This is a genomic window from Phocoenobacter atlanticus subsp. cyclopteri (genome assembly GCF_018343795.1).
GTDB classification, from domain to species: domain Bacteria; phylum Pseudomonadota; class Gammaproteobacteria; order Enterobacterales; family Pasteurellaceae; genus Phocoenobacter; species Phocoenobacter atlanticus.
The window spans coordinates 336,203-353,481 of the sequence record NZ_CP074346.1; the positions used below are offsets into that span (position 1 = coordinate 336,203).

Annotated in this window: 19 protein-coding genes and 1 tRNA gene; 3 read left to right on the top strand and 17 right to left on the bottom strand. The window is 34.6% G+C overall.

The window, feature by feature from the left end; all coding sequences use genetic code 11:
* Nucleotides 1–128 precede the first annotated feature (128 nt).
* The 11 genes from KGI96_RS01595 to prlC all read right to left on the bottom strand — a co-directional run bounded on the left by KGI96_RS01595 (nt 129) and on the right by prlC (nt 8,171).
* Nucleotides 129–458 (bottom strand): terminase small subunit, encoded by a 330-nt coding sequence (locus tag KGI96_RS01595; RefSeq protein WP_211599450.1) that lies wholly within the window; start codon nt 456–458, stop codon nt 129–131.
* 3 nt (nt 459–461) lie between these two features.
* Complete coding sequence (locus tag KGI96_RS01600) at nt 462–1,184, bottom strand: antA/AntB antirepressor family protein (protein ID WP_213156521.1); 723 nt, start codon at nt 1,182–1,184, stop codon at nt 462–464.
* A complete protein-coding gene (locus tag KGI96_RS01605) occupies nt 1,168–1,536 on the bottom strand; it encodes a hypothetical protein (protein ID WP_211599424.1) in 369 nt (122 codons plus the stop codon). The genes KGI96_RS01600 and KGI96_RS01605 overlap by 17 nt, the downstream gene beginning before the upstream one ends.
* A 9-nt stretch (nt 1,537–1,545) precedes the next feature.
* Nucleotides 1,546–1,737, bottom strand: a complete 192-nt coding sequence (locus KGI96_RS01610; RefSeq protein ID WP_213156522.1) for a helix-turn-helix transcriptional regulator — start codon at nt 1,735–1,737, stop codon at nt 1,546–1,548.
* 232 nt (nt 1,738–1,969) lie between these two features.
* Nucleotides 1,970–2,281 (bottom strand): hypothetical protein, encoded by a 312-nt coding sequence (locus tag KGI96_RS01615; protein ID WP_211599423.1) that lies wholly within the window; start codon nt 2,279–2,281, stop codon nt 1,970–1,972.
* Between the two features lie 12 nt (nt 2,282–2,293).
* On the bottom strand, nt 2,294–2,809 hold the full coding sequence (locus KGI96_RS01620) for a hypothetical protein (RefSeq protein ID WP_211599422.1): 516 nt from the start codon (nt 2,807–2,809) through the stop codon (nt 2,294–2,296).
* 10 nt (nt 2,810–2,819) lie between these two features.
* Nucleotides 2,820–3,068 carry a hypothetical protein gene (locus KGI96_RS01625; RefSeq protein ID WP_211599421.1) on the bottom strand — a complete coding sequence of 83 codons (249 nt, stop codon included), beginning with the start codon at nt 3,066–3,068 and terminating at the stop codon, nt 2,820–2,822.
* A gap of 158 nt (nt 3,069–3,226) precedes the next feature.
* Complete coding sequence (locus KGI96_RS01630) at nt 3,227–3,964, bottom strand: Fic family protein (protein ID WP_211599420.1); 738 nt, start codon at nt 3,962–3,964, stop codon at nt 3,227–3,229.
* A gap of 315 nt (nt 3,965–4,279) precedes the next feature.
* Nucleotides 4,280–5,491, bottom strand: coding sequence for an integrase arm-type DNA-binding domain-containing protein (locus KGI96_RS01635; protein WP_211599419.1), 1,212 nt, complete (start codon nt 5,489–5,491; stop codon nt 4,280–4,282).
* A gap of 347 nt (nt 5,492–5,838) precedes the next feature.
* A tRNA-Leu gene (locus KGI96_RS01640) sits at nt 5,839–5,924 on the bottom strand.
* A 216-nt stretch (nt 5,925–6,140) separates the two neighbouring features.
* Nucleotides 6,141–8,171, bottom strand: coding sequence for an oligopeptidase A (gene prlC / locus KGI96_RS01645; RefSeq protein ID WP_211599418.1), 2,031 nt, complete (start codon nt 8,169–8,171; stop codon nt 6,141–6,143).
* Between the two features lie 283 nt (nt 8,172–8,454).
* On the opposite strand from prlC, the gene KGI96_RS01650 reads away from it, so the two are divergent.
* Nucleotides 8,455–9,336 carry an ORF6N domain-containing protein gene (locus KGI96_RS01650; RefSeq protein ID WP_211599417.1) on the top strand — a complete coding sequence of 294 codons (882 nt, stop codon included), beginning with the start codon at nt 8,455–8,457 and terminating at the stop codon, nt 9,334–9,336.
* A 51-nt stretch (nt 9,337–9,387) separates the two neighbouring features.
* On the opposite strand, the gene KGI96_RS01655 is transcribed toward KGI96_RS01650, so the two are convergent.
* Entirely contained in the window at nt 9,388–10,491 is a 1,104-nt protein-coding gene (locus tag KGI96_RS01655) for an ISAs1 family transposase (RefSeq protein ID WP_213156523.1), read from the bottom strand.
* A 184-nt stretch (nt 10,492–10,675) separates the two neighbouring features.
* Here KGI96_RS01655 and KGI96_RS01660 point away from each other — a divergent pair, with 184 nt between their 5' ends.
* Entirely contained in the window at nt 10,676–12,202 is a 1,527-nt protein-coding gene (locus KGI96_RS01660; protein WP_211599297.1) for a SulP family inorganic anion transporter, read from the top strand.
* Nucleotides 12,203–12,401: 199 nt separating this feature from the next.
* Here the strand turns inward: KGI96_RS01660 and KGI96_RS01665 are convergent, their stop codons facing one another.
* The 5 genes from KGI96_RS01665 to djlA form a co-directional block, all read right to left on the bottom strand.
* Nucleotides 12,402–13,187 carry a TatD family hydrolase gene (locus KGI96_RS01665; RefSeq protein ID WP_211599296.1) on the bottom strand — a complete coding sequence of 262 codons (786 nt, stop codon included), beginning with the start codon at nt 13,185–13,187 and terminating at the stop codon, nt 12,402–12,404.
* A gap of 9 nt (nt 13,188–13,196) precedes the next feature.
* The gene (gene ruvC / locus KGI96_RS01670) at nt 13,197–13,775 is read right to left on the bottom strand and encodes a crossover junction endodeoxyribonuclease RuvC (protein WP_090921484.1); all 579 of its coding nucleotides are present in this window, start codon (nt 13,773–13,775) and stop codon (nt 13,197–13,199) included.
* Nucleotides 13,776–13,950: 175 nt separating this feature from the next.
* Nucleotides 13,951–14,907: a tRNA dihydrouridine(16) synthase DusC gene (gene dusC / locus KGI96_RS01675; RefSeq protein ID WP_211599295.1), complete on the bottom strand. Its 957-nt coding sequence runs from the start codon at nt 14,905–14,907 to the stop codon at nt 13,951–13,953.
* Between the two features lie 17 nt (nt 14,908–14,924).
* On the bottom strand, nt 14,925–15,560 hold the full coding sequence (locus KGI96_RS01680; RefSeq protein WP_211599294.1) for a DUF2238 domain-containing protein: 636 nt from the start codon (nt 15,558–15,560) through the stop codon (nt 14,925–14,927).
* On the bottom strand, nt 15,560–16,414 hold the full coding sequence (gene djlA / locus KGI96_RS01685; RefSeq protein WP_211599293.1) for a co-chaperone DjlA: 855 nt from the start codon (nt 16,412–16,414) through the stop codon (nt 15,560–15,562). Before djlA ends, KGI96_RS01680 begins: the two co-directional genes overlap by 1 nt.
* Nucleotides 16,415–16,734: 320 nt before the next feature.
* Between djlA and aroK the strand changes: the two genes are divergently transcribed.
* On the top strand, nt 16,735–17,253 hold the full coding sequence (aroK, locus tag KGI96_RS01690) for a shikimate kinase AroK (RefSeq protein ID WP_211599292.1): 519 nt from the start codon (nt 16,735–16,737) through the stop codon (nt 17,251–17,253).
* Nucleotides 17,254–17,279: the final 26 nt, after the last annotated feature.

A 17,279-nucleotide genomic window follows, 5' to 3' on the forward strand; every position in this document is an offset into this window, starting at 1 on the left:
AAGTAACACTGTTTAATAGCCCTGTTGTGTATGATAGGGCTTTTTGTTGCCTGTTATTCTCTCTCTACGCTTAATAGAGCCTTTTTTTGCTCGTATTACTTGATACAAACCCTGTTCTACGGCTTCATTTAGTCGCTTTTTAAAATTCGCTCTAAATCCGAAAAAAGGTTATCTCCATCACTTCTAATCCTTTCTAAATCTAAATCTAAATCTAGGTCTAAATCTAAACCTAAAACAAGGCTATCTACGGTAATGTTATGGTGTTTTAAATGCTCTTTCCTTAATTCGTTCAACCTTGCCGTAATCTTGCCGTTTTCAAGTAAATCAAATGCCTTACGGTGTACTGTGTCATCTTTCATATTTTCAGCGTTATAGCTTTGTCGATATGCCTCGCTTGCGTTACCTAATTCAATATATTTTTTACAAAATAATTCTTGCTTCAGTGTGAGCTCAGTCATTTCTTACGCTCCTATAAATCTATTATTTAGCATTGCTTTTAATTTTGCTTTGCGTACATCAAACGGTTGATTATCATCGAGTAGAAAGCCGTTAGCATTCTCTAAATATTCAACCTTAGATAACTGCTCAGCGTTAAAATGGCTTCTTAGGTCTTTATCGTCAGTGATATTATTAGCCTGCTTCCATTTAACTAGTGGCATATCTAACACAAGGCGGTTGATTAAGTTAGCTTCATTTGAATAATGGCAAGGGTTGGTTATTTTTCCTTGTCTTTGGCGGTGCTTATAAAGAGCGTCACACATTCTTTGATAAGCTGTTTTAGTTGCTTGTCTTTCAATAAGCCACTGCTTGCGTAATTCTTCCGCCACACTTGGGGCGATTTGTGATAATGCTTCTTCACATTGAATAAAATACTGTCTAGCTAGTTTTCCCTGTTTATTACGCTCTACCATTGCCAATTCTTTAGCCATTGATAAAGTGATTTTGTACTCTTTTAGCTTAGTAGCTCCTGTTTCTCGTTTGACTATTTTGTCAAACGTAGAATAATCTTTACCTTTCTTAAATTCGTATTGTTTGATACGTTCTTTTATCCAGTTAGCAAACTCTTTTTTACTTTCTAAAAATGAATGTAAATCCCTAGCATTAACATATTGAACCGCTATACCTTGATGGTAGTCTTGTGTGACTGGTAAAAAGCCCTGTAATGGATTAGTTAAAGAGTTCATTTTTTGCCTCCTCTTTATTATCAAATCTTGATAAAGCGTACTGTTCTTCAATCTCTGTTAGTTCGCCTCCTTTGGCTTTGTATAAAGCAATTAAGCGTTTCATCATTGACTTGTTAGGTATGCTGTAAATTGAATAAGGTACACAATGCTCACAATTAGGATTTCTCACTTTAGTGCGTTTGATTTTTTCATCTTCCAATAAGTGATTTTTCTCAATTTTGTAAATGTAATTACGTGGACTAGAAATATTTAAAAAATCTTTATCTAGGTGAGTAAAATTCGCTACTATTAAGCGATGTAATACCTTCAAGAATTGTGTTTGTCTTTGAGGTTTAGTAACACTGTTAGTCATACTTGCCCCCTAAGAATTAACATAGTTTTCAATATCAGCTAAACGCCAGAGAACAGAACGCCCACCACAATTTTTAGGTGCTGGGAATGTTCCTTTTTTAACGTGCTGATAAATGGTAGTTGTACAAAAACCAGTGATTGCTTTTACATCATTAATATCAAGCAATAGTTTTTTTGTTGTAGGTTGGTTTATCTTTTCCATTTTAAATTACCTTTTTTTAATTAAGATTAATTTGTAACGCTTTCTTGCGTTGGGGGTAATTTAAAGGATTGATTTTGGTATTGTGAAAACTTACCATTTTATTTTGGTAAGTTGAGTTGTGATTTTGGTATTTTATTTTAAATCAAATGGTTATAAATTTAAGAATACCATTTTTTTATTTTGGTATTTTCTAAGGGGAATAAAAAAGGCGGTTATTATCCGCCTATTTGTTTTATTGCTCTAAATTTAGCTCTAAGGGTTTTAAAACTTTTCTGATTGTTTCTGTACTTCTTCCATTATTTATATTTAATTCTTTAATTGCGTTTACTATTACAGTAGATAATTGACTTTTATTTATATTTCCTTTTCCTTTGACTAGGTTTATATTCCTCTCTGCTAGTTTGTAGCTAAGTGCGACAATCATTTGTAAGTGTGTTTCTCTTTCCTGTGAACTATACTCTTGCGGTTCAGTACAGATTTCTTTATTTTCATATTCTGATAGTTTAACAGTTAAACTTTCTTTTTCAGTCTGTAATGCTTCCATTTGTTTTTGTTGCTATACTATGGTGTCATTTAATTGAAAATTATTAAATTCTAATTGACTAATGTATTCTTCTAGCTGTGATTTGTCTATTAACTCTGTTTGTAGTTGTATTTCTTGCTCATCAATATCATCAGCTTTATTGCTAAATTTTTTATAGGGAGGAACATTCCATTTTAAGCCGTAAGTATCTGCCCATTGTTTAGCTATATTGTGCGGTATTCTGATTGTATTATCCCAAATATGTCCGTTTATATCTGCTTCGTAGTAGCATTTAATATTCCCTTTCTCGACTGCTCCATAGATGGCGTCATAAATAATATTGTATCTAGGGTGCTTCTTATTTTTATTATAATCTCTAGGATCTAAATCTAAGAATAAAGAAATTACATCATCAATACATAAATCAGGGAACATAGACAAATGAGCAACATATTCTTTTTTACTTATTCCTTGTTCAGTTTCTATTTCAAAATCAAAATATTTTTTTGCGTCTTCTTTGGTAATTAAATATTCTTTAAGCCACGACATTACATACTCCTTAAAATGGCAATTCCATATCATTATTTTTAACAACAGTGTTAAGCTCCTTTATCAAGCTTGTGCTGGTCAATGGTTCTATTCTAGGTCTTATTCCGCCATATTGTTTAAATAATGGAATGCTTTTATTTCCAGCTAAAATCAGTAAATCACGAGCGGCTGCTCTATCTGAATTATGTTTAGTTCTAGCGTATTCCATTAAATCATAAAGACTTACATAATCATCTCTATCTTGATTTATTTCACTCATAACGCCCCCTAGCGCATTCCCTAAGATAAGAGAGTGGCAAAGTAATAGGGTTTTACTCTTTCGGCTTGGGTAATTAATCCACGCCTAGCCACTCAAATTCATTTACCTAAATCAGGTAAAAAATACCGAAATCAGGTATAAATTACCTAAATTAGGTATTAACCATTAACAATTTTTAAATATCTTTCCTGTTCTGATTTTTGATACTCCGCCACTAATTGCGTGAACATTTTAGCGTGCTTAGTTTCGTGATAGTCATCAAAACAAGCGTAGTATTTGGCTCTATCTGTGAATTTAATATCAATAGGCCAGCAACCATTCTTTAATAACTCAAAATTCAATAATAACCGCCCTGTACGTCCGTTTCCGTCAATAAATGGGTGTATGCTTTCAAAAGCTAAATGAAACTCGCTAATTGCTTCTAAGGGGTGTTTTAGCTTTAATTCTTGACGGTAGTGTTGAATAAGATTAGTTATTTGCTCTTTAATAAAATGCGGTTCGGTTGGTTCGTGATGGCTTCCCATAATTCGCACTTGTATTTGTCGATACTTACCTTTATTTTGACTATCGTTCATCAAAACTAAGCTATGAATATCTTTGATTATTCTCTCGCTTAATGTTTCGTTATCTGTCACTACATCAAATAAATAATTAAATGCGTCTTTATAACCGATAATATCTAAATGGTGTTTGAGTGGCTTTTCTGCGATTGTAACGCCCTCATTTAAAATCAAGGCAGTTTCTCTTAAGGTTAAGGTATTACCCTCAATAGCATTTGAGTTGTAGCTATTTTCGATAATAAATTCATCTCGCAAGCGTTTTAGTTCAGCTGGTGAGAGTGGTCTTAATTCTTGAATTTCAGCTTTTAAGCGGTCTATTTCATTAAGTAGTTTCATAATAGTAAGATATTTAAAGTCACTGTATATATTATCAGTGATTTTTATTTAGACTGCAAGTTGAAAATAAAAGAGAATGGAAGAATATAAAAGAATGTATATTGTTATGTTATGCGGTTATTGTGTGATAGTGGTGGGTAAAAGGCTTTCTTATCCGTGTCGAATAATTGTTTATTTTTAGAACAAAACGCAAAATTGCGTTCTGTACATTACAGGGTGTACACCATTGGTGGATACCCCTTGCCTGTAGATTATGCCTTTATGGTGTATATACTGTGTTTGGTGGTTGGTAAATACTCAAAGAAAACTGACCGCTTATAATCCTGTTGAGCAACTTTCCACATAATCACCCCAACACTGCATTAAAGGTTTTCTTTGTTCTAAATAATTTGAGCGGTTGTAAGCCTTTCTTACTGCGTTGCTTATTTCGTGTGATAAACACGCCTCTATAACGTCGTATTGTTCTAAAAAGGTTTCATTAAGGTAAGTGCTAGCAATAGAGCGTAAACCGTGTGCTACGAGTTTGCCACCGTATCCCATTGAGCGTATAGCATTATTAACGGTTTCTTTGTTCATTGGTCTATTTGGTTGCTTATCACCAAAAGGGAATATATAACGGCTATAGTTAGATATTTCTTTCATTACTTCCAAAACGTTTAATGCTTGGGTTGAAAGCGGTACAGTATGCGATTTCTTGCCCCCTTTCATCTTTTCAGCTGGAATGGTCCATAACTTATTTTTAAAATCAATTTCAGCCCATTCCACTGTAACGGCTTCACTTGAACGAACCATTGTCAAAAGTTGCCATAAGATTAACTGTTTTCGCTTGGCGGATAAGTTGCTATGTCTTAATTTGGTTAAAAACTGCGGTAATTCTTCAGGGCGTATTGCTGGATTATGTATCACCGCTTGTCTTGGAAAGAATGAGCCAACATCACCGCATTTATTAAATTCTAAAATGCCACAATTAAGAGCAAATTTCATAATCTCATTTAATAAGCTAACACAACGATGTAATGTCTCAAATTTTTCTTGCTTGTATAACGGAGTGAGAGCAGTAATCACTAATCTTGGGTTTATGTCTGTAATTGGGTAATGCCCTAGATGTTTGAATAAGTGGTTTTCTAAACGCTTCCAGTTTTTGCTTAAAGTCGTTTCTTTGACTTCAGTCGCTTTTTTATTCCGCCAATCTCTAGCAACATTTAACAAAGTGTTATCTTGCTTTGCCAGTGTTTCATCTTCTAGCTTTTGACGGTAGATTTGTGGATCTATATTTTGAGCAAGCAAAGATAAATATTCATCTCTGATACTTCTTGCTTGTGCTAGGGTAACGGCTGGATATTGCCCTAAGCCTATTAAAGCCCTTTTGGTTGAAAATGGTCTAGTATAGCGAAAACGCCACAATTTCGCCCCATTCGGTCTAATGAGTATTGTTAGCCCGTTGCCGTCATATAAAGAATAGTCCTTAGTTTTGGCTTTGGCTCTTTCTACTTCGGTATTAGTAAGCGGTTTTGTTATTCTTGCCATAATGTTTTAGTAATCTGTCTAATATTTTTAGGCATACGGCTATTTCGGTATGCCTAAAACTTGTAAATTGTATGCCTAAAACCTATAAATCCTGCAAAAATGAAGTGCGTTAAAGCCTTATATTTCAATGCTTGCGAGATTTTTAGGCATACCGTTTTTAATATTTTAAAGAAACACTGTTTTTTCTTGTTCTGTATGCCTAAGTGTATGCCTAAAATCTGTGACTGTAAACGTATTAATGCGTAAGAATACGAAAGAGAATAAAATATAAAAGTGCGTTAAAGCCTGTTGTATCAATGGTTTTGCGTAAGAGAATGAAAGAAAATAAAAGAGAATAAATAAGAAAATGGTGCCTAGGGTCGGACTCGAACCGACACGATTATTCATCGGCGGATTTTGAATCCGCTGCGTCTACCAATTTCGCCACCCAGGCAGTGTGAAAACTTGCTAATTATAGAAACACATTCTCTTTTTCGCAAGTAGAAAAAACAAAAAATAAGATAATTGTTTAGAGTGAGCCCATATTTTGTTTGTAAATTACACAATTTGTAAATTATCTATATAATCATACCGCTATTTTAGATAATCAGGGGTTAATATTGCAATAAAAACCTAGAAGTTATACTTAACTTCTAGGCTTACTCTGTTGTTATGCTATTCCTTTATGACGCAATAACGCATCTAAGGTTGGTTTACGTCCTCTGAAACGCTCAAACAGTACCATTGGCTCTTCACTTCCCCCACGACTTAAAATATTGTCTAAGAAAGATTGCCCCGTCTCTTGATTGAAAATACCCTCTTCTTCAAAGCGAGAGAATGCGTCAGCAGAAAGTACTTCTGCCCATAAATAGCTGTAATAGCCCGCCGCATAACCGCCTGCAAAAATATGGCTGAAACTGTGTGGGAAGCGATTCCATTTTGGAGCTTTTATCACAGACACTTCTTCTTTTACTTTATGCAGCGTGTCTAACACGATATTTTCTCTCGGCTCGCTTAAATGTAAGCGGAAATCAAATAACCCAAACTCTAATTGACGAAGCACAAACATCGCCGCTTGGAAATTTTTCGCTTTTAATAATTGGGTTAATTTTTCTTTTGGTAATGGAGCGCCTGTTTCGTAATGCCCTGAAATAAAGGCAAGAGCTTCTTCTTCCCAACACCAGTTTTCTAAGAATTGGCTTGGTAATTCCACCGCATCCCAAGGTACACCGTTAATACCCGCCACATCGCCCACATCAATTTGAGTCAGCATATGATGAATGCCGTGTCCGAATTCGTGGAATAAAGTCGTTACTTCATCGTGAGTAAATAAGGCTGGTTTATCGCCTATTGGTTTGTTGAAGTTACAAGTTAAATACGCCACTGGTTTTTGTAGTTCGCCATTGGCTAAACGGCGTTGATTCACACAATCGTCCATCCACGCTCCGCCACGTTTGTTTTCACGTGCGTATAAATCTAAATAGAACGAACCACACAAGCGGTCATTTTTATCAAAGATTTTGTAAAATTGCACGTCATCGTGCCACACATCAACGCCTTGTTGTTTTTCAATGCGTAAATTAAACAGGCGTTTCATCAGTTCAAATAAACCTGAAATCACTCGCTGTTCAGGGAAATAAGGGCGTAATTCTTCATCGTTGATTGAGTAAAGGGCTTGTTTTTGTTTCTCGCTGTAAAACGCAATATCCCACACATTTAATTCCGTGATACCAAACTCTTTTTCAACAAATTGATAAAGTTCTTGTAGCTCTTTCTCGCCCTGTGCTTTTGAACGAGTCGCTAAATCTTCTAAGAAATCCGTCACTTGTTTTGGGCTTTCTGCCATTTTTGTTGCCAGTGACAACTCCGCATAATTATTAAAACCTAATAATTGTGCAAGTTCTAAACGTAATTTTAATTTTTCATCAATATTTGCTGAATTATCCCATTTGCCTGCATTCACACCTTGATCCGACGCACGAGTTGCAAAGGCTTCATACATTGTTTTGCGTAATTTACTGTTTTCACAATAGGTCATTACTGGCAAATAGCTTGGAAATTCAAGGGTAAAGCGATAGCCTGATTTCTCTTTGCTTTGTGCTGATGCTTTCGCTGCCTCTAACGCCGATTCTGGCAAGCCTTTTAGCTCGCTTTCATCTTCAATGATAATATCCCAATCCATTGTCGCATCAAGCACATTGTTGCTAAATTGCGAGCCAAGCTCTGATAAACGAGCTGAAATTTCGCCATAACGTTTTTGTTTTTCAGGGGATAATGCAATCCCGGATAATTCAAAATCACGCAAGCTATCGTTGATCGCTTTTTGTTGTGCGATAGAATAATTGGCAAATTCAGCACCTTGTTTTAATTTTAAATAACCTTGATATAACCCTTGATGTTGCCCTGCCCAAGTGCTGTATTCCGATAATAACGGCAAGCAAGATTCATAAGCTTCACGCCATTCTGGGCTATTTTTAACCGAATTCAAGTGTCCAACAGGCGACCACGCACGGCTTAATTTATCCCCTGTTTCTGACAATGGCATATAAAAACTATCCCAAGTCGGATTTTCAATTTGAGCCACTCGCTCAACGGTTTCACGACAATCTTTGATTAACTGCTCAATTGCTGGTTTGATATGTTCTGCTTTAATTTTTGAAAACTGAGGCAATTCAGTATTCTGTAAAAGTGGATTTGACATTCTTGTTCCTTATGTTGTCGAAAGTACTCCATAGATTAGGGTAATGAGAATAAATATCAAGGGGTAGCGGTACGATTTTGTTAATTTTTTGCAAATTTTTATTTACAAGTGACCGCTTGGTATGGAGTAAAATGATATGATTTTACTTAGTTCTGTAGAAAATAATACTTGATCAATATTTCTGCTTTTTCGATCCTTATCGCAAAATTAACATTTAATTCCAGCATATTTTAGTATTTGTAAGAAAATAGCAAAATCATATCGCTTATTTGGATTGAAAAATATGGAATTGCAAAGTTTAACTCATTTAGATATTAAGACAAAAATTTACACCATAAGAAATAGACAAGTAATGTTAGATAAAGATTTGGCAATTTTATATGGAGTGAAAAACATACGATTAAGGGAGCAAGTTAAGAGAAATATTGAGCGATTTCCTGATGATTTTATGTTTCAACTGACTAATGAAGAGGTTGAATATATGGTATCGCAAAATGCGATACCATCAAAAAAACATTTAGGAGGAAGTCTTCCCTATGTTTTTACAGAACAAGGAGTAGCAAGTCTATCAGGGGTCTTAACAAATAAAATTGCCATTGAAGTGAATATAAAAATAATGCGAGCATTTGTAGAAATGAGAAAATTTCTTTTGCAAAATGCGTCCATTTTTCAACGGTTGGAAACATTAGAACGACATCAATTAGTCACTGATACCAATATAGATAAAATTTTTCAAGCTTTAGAGAATAAAAAAGATATTCAAAAACAGGGTATTTTCTTTAATGGACAAATATTTGATGCTTATAATTTTGTTTCAGATTTAATTCGCTCTGCAAAAAATAACATTGTTTTAATTGATAATTATATTGATGATAAAACCCTCACTTTTTTTCATAAAAATCAAAATGTTGAAGTGGTTATCTATACTCAACGTATCACCAAAACATTAGCATTAGATTTAGAAAAATATAATCAACAATATAAAAAAATAACAGTAAAAATAAATAAACAATTTCACGATAGATTTTTAATTATTGATGATGAAGAGGTTTATCATATTGGAGCAAGTTTAAAAGATTTAGGTAAAAAGGTCTTTGGTTTCTCATTGATGAAAGACTTTAACCCTAAAGCTATGACATTGAGTGTAGCAAACAAAGAAAAATAGATCATTTAGAATAAATAATTTTGTCAGGGCAAAATCATACTTGAACAATAATTAACCAAATATAAGTTGCTCTCTTATTTTATCTGACCATCCAGCTCGTTGTAGTTTACTCTTCATACTATCTTTGATTGGATTTAAACGAGCTAAATTCATCGCAAAACGCCTAAATATCGCCATATTTTCAGGGGCATTTTCTCGACGAATTCTTGATTCATCTTCTTTAAAAATCACATCAAGTACCCAGTGTGAACTGTTTTCAATACTCCAATGACTTCTTATTGCTTTTGCTACTATCTCAGGTGCAACAGGCAAAGAACTTATATAATAAGAGACTTCTTCACTCTTTTTTTCTTTGATTGTTCGTTTTCTAACAACTTCTATAATTGAATTTAAATTTGACCAACCATTTGTTTGTTCTAACCAGTCAGTTACAGCTAATTGTGTATAGGTTCTTTCTTCTAATCGCCCATGTTCACCATCAATCTGTTCAAATTTATTTTGTTCAATTAAAAAGGGTGTATCTCGACGAGTTTTATGATAAAAACTTTCTATTTCTTGCAGTAGTTTTTTTTGATTATCTTTTACTTGAAGGACATAATCACCGCCTTTTTTATCAATTGCTTTTGTCACTTTTTTTAAGCAATGCATTGCATCAGCAGTAACAATATTTCCTTTTATTTCTAGGATTTCAATCAACTCTAAAACCGTTTCAACTTCATTCTTTTTACCTTTATATTTACTTTGACTTAGCACTAGTTTCTGATCTGTCGCATAGGCTGAAACACTGTGTAATGCAGTCTTTCTATCACCATCAAAGGAATGACGAAGTGTTTTTCCATCAAATGCAATGACACTTTGTCCATTGGCTTCTCGTATTTCATTAACCCAACGCATAAAACAATGAGTTAACTCTTGTGGGTCTAGGGAACTTACAATCCTAGCAATCGTATCATCGACTGGAATACCATTTTCAAATGCTCTAAATTGACGTAACCATTGAAGTTTTTCATCACCAAATAATTTAATCCCTTTCCAGCCCTCTGCTCCAGATAAAATTGCAGTTACTGTTAAAAATATAATATCGAGTAAATCATGTTTTTTGTTAATATGTGAACGACTATCTTCTAATTGATTAAAGTGCTCAATAAATGCCATTTTATGTCTCCTTTTATATAAAGGAGTATTTGATCATAAATTAAAGTTATATTCAATTAAAGTATGATCTTGCCCTGATAATTTTGTACATACTTTATCCACTTTATTGAAATGTCGTGTAAAATGGCGTATAGTTTCGCCCCTTTGCGATAAATAGAATATACATTAAATAAATGAGAGTTAAATGAAAAAAGTGATAAATTTATTCAATCAAAATGGTCAGATTGATTATAAAACAGAAGTATTATCAGGGATAACCGTTGCGTTAGCATTAGTGCCAGAAGCCGTTGCTTTTGCTTTAATTGCAGGATTGTCGCCATTAACAGGGCTTTATGCTGCTTTTATGATGGGATTAGTTACCTCAATTTTAGGTGGTCGCCCTGGTATGATTTCAGGGGCGACAGGAGCGGTTGCGGTCGTATTAGTGGCATTAGTTAAAACTCACGGTGTGGAATATATCTTTGCCACCGTTATTTTAGCAGGAATTTTACAAGTGTTAGCAGGTACATTTCGACTAGGTAAGTTAATTCGCCTTGTTCCTCACCCTGTTATTTTTGGTTTTGTAAATGGTTTAGCAGTGGTGATTTTTATGGCACAGCTTACCCAATTTCAAGATGATGCAGGTAACTGGCTGACAGGTACGCCGTTATATGTCTTTTTAGGCTTAGTACTATTAACAATGGCAATTATTTGGTTATTACCAAAATTTACTAAAGCTATACCTGCTTCCTTAGCTTCTATTCTTGTGGTATTTGGTCTGGTTGCTTTATTTAATTTAGATACCAAAACCGTTGGTGATATTGCATCAATTAAAGGTGGATTTCCACCCTTCCATCTTCCGAATGTGCCTTTTGAGTGGGAAACCTTAACGGTTATTTTCCCTTATGCGGCGATTGTTGCAGGCGTTGGATTGATTGAAAGTTTATTAACTTTAAATATCGTTGATGAAATCACAGAGAGTCACGGTAAAAGTAATAAAGAAGCAATTGCACAAGGTACTGCAAATATTTTATCAGGCTTATTCTCAGGAATGGGGGGCTGTGCAATGATTGGACAAAGCCTGATCAATATTTCAAACGGAGCAAGAGCGAGGATTTCAGGTATTGTGGCATCAATAATGCTCTTAATGTTTGTTATGTTTGGAAGTAGTTTGATTGAACAAGTTCCAATGGCGGCATTAACAGGGTTAATGATTATGGTTTCAATTGGTACCTTTGAATGGGCAAGTTTGCGAGTATTCACTAAATTCCCTAAATCCGATATTTTAGTAATGGTATTGGTGACATTGGTGACTATTATGTTGCATAATCTTGCTTTAGCCGTTGTGGTGGGTGTTATTATTGCTGCATTAGTGTTTGCTTGGGATAATGCAAAACATATTCGAGTACTTAAATATGTGGACGACAAAGCGATTCGTTATTATGAAGTCACAGGTCCATTATTCTTTGCTTCAACCACCACTTTTATTGAAAAATTTAATGTTACGGGCGATCCTAAAGAAGTGGTGATTGATTTTAAAAATAGCCGAGTAGCTGATATGTCAGCAATTGAAGCTTTGAATAAATTAACAGAACGTTATAAAAAACTAGGTAAAAAAGTACATTTACGTCATTTAAGTTCAGATTGTCGAGCATTAATTAAAAATGCGGAAAGTGTGATTGATGTTAATGTGATGGAAGATCCGACTTATAAAGTGATGTTAGATGATTAAACCTGTACACTAAACTATTAGAATTATTGTGAGATAAGTATTGTAGGGGGCATTGAATGAGCGTAGCGAATGGAATATGCTCCCGCAATGTACAGGGGATAATTTTTTACAAAGTTAGTGATAAGGAAAAGCTAGCACGTAATAATGGGCGGATATACGCAAACTACGTTTGCTAATTCGCCCCTACAATAGATAGATATTATTTAGAATGAGAAAAAATACCACAACTGGTATTCCAGATAATTTCTGCAATTTCCTCTGCTTTTTCATTTCTTAATTCACACAAGGTATTAAAAATAATAGCGATATTTTCAGGGCGATTAGTTTCACCTTGTAAACCATAAATGGGCATATCAGGACTATCAGTTTCTAATACTAAAAAATCTAAGGGAAGTTTTGCAATAGCTTGGCGAGTTTTATTTGCTCTTGGATAAGTAATCGAACCGCCCACCCCAATTTTATAACCTAAATCTACAAAATGCTTAGCTTGTTGATAGCTACCATTAAAAGCGTGAATAACCCCTTGTTTAGGCAATTGTGCTTGCTTTAAAAAATGGTAAAGTTCGCTGTGTGTTTTGACACTGTGTAAGCTAACAGGTAAATGAAATTGTTTTGCCAGTTCAAGTTGGGCAATTAAAAAATCACACTGTTTTTGCCATAGCTCAGGCGGTAAGCGTTTATCTAAACCAATTTCAGCAATAGCAACACACTGGAGATTCTGTTGATTTAATTGTTGTTCTAATATCTCTAAATCAGTATTTTGATGTTGTTCGATAAAATAAGGATGCAGACCTAATCCATAAACTAATTGTTGTGGAAACTGCTCACAACAAGCGGTCACATCTTTAAAACTTTTTGCAAAAATACTGGGAATCAGGATTTTTTCAACTCCTACCTTTTGTGCATTTTGAATAAGATCTGCCAGTGGGTGTTGTGTTTTTGAAGCTAATAAATCTAAATGAGCGTGAGTATCAAAAAATCGCATTCTATTTTTCTAACCTTTTAACCGAAAGCGACCACGTGAATAGCGAGTTTTCATTAAGGCTAAAATTTCTTCTTTTTCCGTTCCTACTTTTTGTTTGGTTTGCTTTGCGACCGTTAAGGAGTGTTGAATAGAATGAGCGTGAGTAATGGCAATCGCAAGGGCATCAGCAGCATCGGCTTGTGGTGTCGCAGAAAGTTTTAGAATGCGAGTGACCATATCTTGTACTTGAACTTTATCCGCAGAACCACTTCCAACCACCGTTTGTTTTACTAAACGCGCCGCATATTCAAAAACAGGTAAATCGTGATTAACAGCAGCAACAATAGCCGTACCACGAGCTTGTCCTAATTTAAGGGCGGAATCGGCATTTTTAGACATAAAAATTTGTTCAATGGCAAACATTTCAGGTTGAAACTGAATGATAATTTCACTTATACCTGCATAAATTCGTTTTAAACGAGTAGGGAGGTCTTCCACCTTAGTGCGAATTGCACCGCTGCCTAAATATTCAAGCTGTCGTCCAGTTTGGCGAATAACACCATAACCTGTGACACGAGAGCCGGGATCGATACCTAAAATAATTGCCATAATATTTAAAAGTGTGTTATTAGTTTAATCTTTATTAGGCAATATCCTATCATAATAAACTATTTGACGATTAAGGTTTTTTGATATTTTTAGAAATTTGTAAATATTGATAATTATCTTACCGCTTATTTATACTGAATTATGATTTGATTGCTAAGCTTTATAATTTTGATTGCTAAGCTTTATAATATAGTGCTTTCTCAATATGGTTTTTGATGCCTTGAGGGGTTTGTTCTATTTTGATTTGTTCAAATAAAATCTGAGCCTCTTTGTATTCTTTTAATAAAAATCTAAGCCACTGTTTAATTCGTGCAATGTGATAAAAACCAGAATCAAATGGATTTTCCATATTGAGATAGCAGTAGAGTAATTCTAATACTTTTTGCCAATTTAATTTTTCATCATTGTATTTTATTACTTTGCTTAAATTTGGTGTGTTTAATCCTCCTCGACCAATCATTAAATGCTTACAAGCGGTGACTTCATAGCATTTTTTTGCAGATTGGTGATCCCAGATCTCACCATTGGCAATAACAGGAATATTAAGTCGTTGTTGGATATATTTAATAGCTAACCAATTAATTTTTTCTGCTTTATAACCGTCTTGTTTGGTACGTCCGTGAACAGTAATTTCGTTTGCTCCACCTTGTTGCACTGCATCTGCAATTTCAAAGGCTTGTTCACAAGAGTTCCATCCTAAGCGTACTTTTACGGAGACGATATTTTCTTTACCCACAGCTTCTTTTATCGACTTAGTGGCTTGATAAATAAGTTCTGGATCTTTTAATAATGAAGCGCCACCCATACTGCCATTAACCGTTTTTGAGGGACAACCACAATTAAGATCTATTCCTTGAGAACCTAATGCTATAGCGTTTTGAGCATTTTCTGCTAACCATTGTGGGTGTTGCCCTAACAGTTGTACTCGAACAGGAGTACCCGATTGGGTAAATCCATTATTTCGCAACTCAGGACAAAGGCGATAAAAGGTTTTTGCAGGTAAGCAACTATCTACAATTCGTACAAATTCTGAAACACAAAGATCATATTCATTAATGGATGTCAGTAATTGACGTACAAGAGGATCTAATACCCCTTGCATTGGTGCAAGAATGAGTTGTAAATTTTTCACATTATGTTACCGCTTGTTTAGAAGAAATTCTTTTTGAATTTTAAATCTGGACGTGCGATAAGATAAATAATCAATGCGGTAATTGCCCCTAAAGTATCTGCCAACATATCTTTTTGAGCATCCCAAATATCACCTTGAGAGCCTAAAAATTCAGTACCAGCATTACCCCCTTCAATCACGGCATATTGCCATTCGATTATCTCGTAAGTGGCGGCGAGAGACATAATAAAGAATAATCCTAAACAAAGTGCAACACCTAAGGTGCATTTACCTCTGCGTAAAACAAATTCAGCCACAGGAAAACTATAAAAACCAATAATATAATGTGCGACTCGGTCAAAATGATTACGACCTTCCCCTAAAAAAGGTTCAAGGTATTGATTTGCCCAATCAAACGGGACATTGGCAAAAGTATATTTTGCTCCAATTAGATGTAAAATTAACCAAAAAGACATTAAAAGATAAGCCAATCCACTAAATTTAAAGAAAGGATAAGTTAAAATCAGTAATCCAAATACCACAAAAATAGGCGCAGTTTCTGCATACCAAACTGTTCTATCTATTGGAGATAATCCTGACCAAATTGCGATGGCGGTGATGATCATAAAAAGAAAAATAGGAAGGCCGTAAGATTGAGGTGATTGTGCTTTCATTATTTCCATCCTTTTGATTTACAAATAAGATCGTAAGCTGCTTGAATTTGTTGTGCTTTTTCTTTTGCTACTTCCATCATTTCAGGAGGTAATCCTTTTGCGACTAATTTATCAGGGTGATGTTCATTCATTAATTTACGATAAGCACGCTTAATTGTTGTTTGATCATCATCTTTAGAGACACCTAAGACAAGATAAGCATCTTCTATACTAGGCTGATTTGTTTGTTGGTAGCGACCATTGTATCCACTTGATTGTTGATAATGTTCTTCGTAAAACCCTTCAAAATTGCCCGATCTAAACCGTTGAGAAGCCGCAACCATAGCAAGCATTTGTTGAAACTGAAAGGCTGATAAGCCTAATATTTCAGCAATAGTGTATAAAATGGTTTCTTCTTGCTTATCTAATTTACCATCTTGTAGGGCCGCCTGCATTTGTACTTCGATAAAAAAGCGTAATAAATCACGACGCTTTCCGCAACCATCTCGAAATTCTTGTAATATTTGGCGAAGAGGAAAATCACTTTCTTTTCCTCGACTAAAGGCTTGTTTTGCTAGTTTTTTGTTAGTTTCATCAAGTTGTAAACGTTGCATTAACTGTTGAGCAAGCTGAATATCATCTTGAGTGACTCGCCCTTTTGATTTTGCAATATGCCCTAATACTGCAAATGTTGTGTGCATAAAGAGTGACTGGCGAGTTAATTTATCTTTAAAAAAACTCGATGTAATTTTTTGATTTTCATACAATTTTTTCATTAAGAAATGGGCTGCAATACAACCTAAAATCCCACTGAAAAAACCGCCTCCTAATTTATAGCCAATAATAAAACCTAAAAATTTACCCCAAAATTGCATTCTCAATTTCCTAAATAATCTAAAAATCCCTAATATTCTAACGTAAATTGATCAAAAAAGGGAATATTAAGCAATCTTTATCTTTCTTTCGCAATTAACTGTTGAAATGAGGGGGCATTTCTTGAGATAATTAGCATCATATTTATTTGGGTGATTTGTAGGTACAAAGTATTTTTTAAGTGATTTTTAAAAACCACTCCGTTAACTTTGCAAAAATAGAATAAGAACAGACCGCTTGCATTCCCATAGCAAGCGGTTAGTTTTTTGCAAAAATTTACAAATCAAGTTTTATATTAATTTGATAATCATATAGGCAAAAAATGGCTGAAAAACGTAATATATTTTTAATTGGTCCTATGGGGGCTGGGAAAAGCACTATTGGTCGCCAACTCGCACAATTATTAGGAATGGATTTTGTCGATTCTGATACAGAAATTGAACAGCGTGCAGGTGCTGATATTGACTGGATATTTGATCTTGAAGGTGAAGCAGGCTTTCGAAAAAGAGAAGAAAAGATCATCAATGAACTTACACAACAACAAGGCGTGGTGCTTTCTACAGGTGGGGGTACTATTGTTTCTAAAGATAATCGCAATATGTTGTCTGCTCGTGGAATTGTGATCTACCTTGAAACAACAGTAGATAAGCAGTTCGAACGTACACAGCGTGATAAAAAACGTCCATTATTACAAAATGAAGATCCAAGAGCAGTATTAGAGGAATTAGCGAAACAACGTAATCCATTATACGAAGAAATTGCAGATATCACGCTACAAACAGATCAACAAAGTGCGAGATTAATGGCCTCTCAAATTATTGATTTAATGGATAATTTGTAATTTAAGCAGATTAGAAAGGATAAAAT

Excerpts from the sequence above, each read along its gene's own strand:
- KGI96_RS01660 (WP_211599297.1), top strand. The coding sequence starts at position 10,676 with ATGAAAAAAGTGATAAATTTATTCAATCAAAATGGTCAGATTGATTAT.
- KGI96_RS01635 (WP_211599419.1), bottom strand. The coding sequence starts at position 5,491 with ATGGCAAGAATAACAAAACCGCTTACTAATACCGAAGTAGAAAGAGCC.
- KGI96_RS01620 (WP_211599422.1), bottom strand. The coding sequence starts at position 2,809 with ATGTCGTGGCTTAAAGAATATTTAATTACCAAAGAAGACGCAAAAAAA.
- KGI96_RS01600 (WP_213156521.1), bottom strand. The coding sequence starts at position 1,184 with ATGAACTCTTTAACTAATCCATTACAGGGCTTTTTACCAGTCACACAA.
- djlA (WP_211599293.1), bottom strand. The coding sequence starts at position 16,414 with ATGCAATTTTGGGGTAAATTTTTAGGTTTTATTATTGGCTATAAATTA.
- KGI96_RS01650 (WP_211599417.1), top strand. The coding sequence starts at position 8,455 with ATGGAATTGCAAAGTTTAACTCATTTAGATATTAAGACAAAAATTTAC.
- aroK (WP_211599292.1), top strand. The coding sequence starts at position 16,735 with ATGGCTGAAAAACGTAATATATTTTTAATTGGTCCTATGGGGGCTGGG.
- KGI96_RS01625 (WP_211599421.1), bottom strand. The coding sequence starts at position 3,068 with ATGAGTGAAATAAATCAAGATAGAGATGATTATGTAAGTCTTTATGAT.
- KGI96_RS01680 (WP_211599294.1), bottom strand. The coding sequence starts at position 15,560 with ATGAAAGCACAATCACCTCAATCTTACGGCCTTCCTATTTTTCTTTTT.
- KGI96_RS01615 (WP_211599423.1), bottom strand. The coding sequence starts at position 2,281 with ATGGAAGCATTACAGACTGAAAAAGAAAGTTTAACTGTTAAACTATCA.
- KGI96_RS01665 (WP_211599296.1), bottom strand. The coding sequence starts at position 13,187 with ATGCGATTTTTTGATACTCACGCTCATTTAGATTTATTAGCTTCAAAA.
- KGI96_RS01595 (WP_211599450.1), bottom strand. The coding sequence starts at position 458 with ATGACTGAGCTCACACTGAAGCAAGAATTATTTTGTAAAAAATATATT.
- ruvC (WP_090921484.1), bottom strand. The coding sequence starts at position 13,775 with ATGGCAATTATTTTAGGTATCGATCCCGGCTCTCGTGTCACAGGTTAT.
- prlC (WP_211599418.1), bottom strand. The coding sequence starts at position 8,171 with ATGTCAAATCCACTTTTACAGAATACTGAATTGCCTCAGTTTTCAAAA.
- KGI96_RS01605 (WP_211599424.1), bottom strand. The coding sequence starts at position 1,536 with ATGACTAACAGTGTTACTAAACCTCAAAGACAAACACAATTCTTGAAG.
- KGI96_RS01630 (WP_211599420.1), bottom strand. The coding sequence starts at position 3,964 with ATGAAACTACTTAATGAAATAGACCGCTTAAAAGCTGAAATTCAAGAA.
- KGI96_RS01655 (WP_213156523.1), bottom strand. The coding sequence starts at position 10,491 with ATGGCATTTATTGAGCACTTTAATCAATTAGAAGATAGTCGTTCACAT.
- KGI96_RS01610 (WP_213156522.1), bottom strand. The coding sequence starts at position 1,737 with ATGGAAAAGATAAACCAACCTACAACAAAAAAACTATTGCTTGATATT.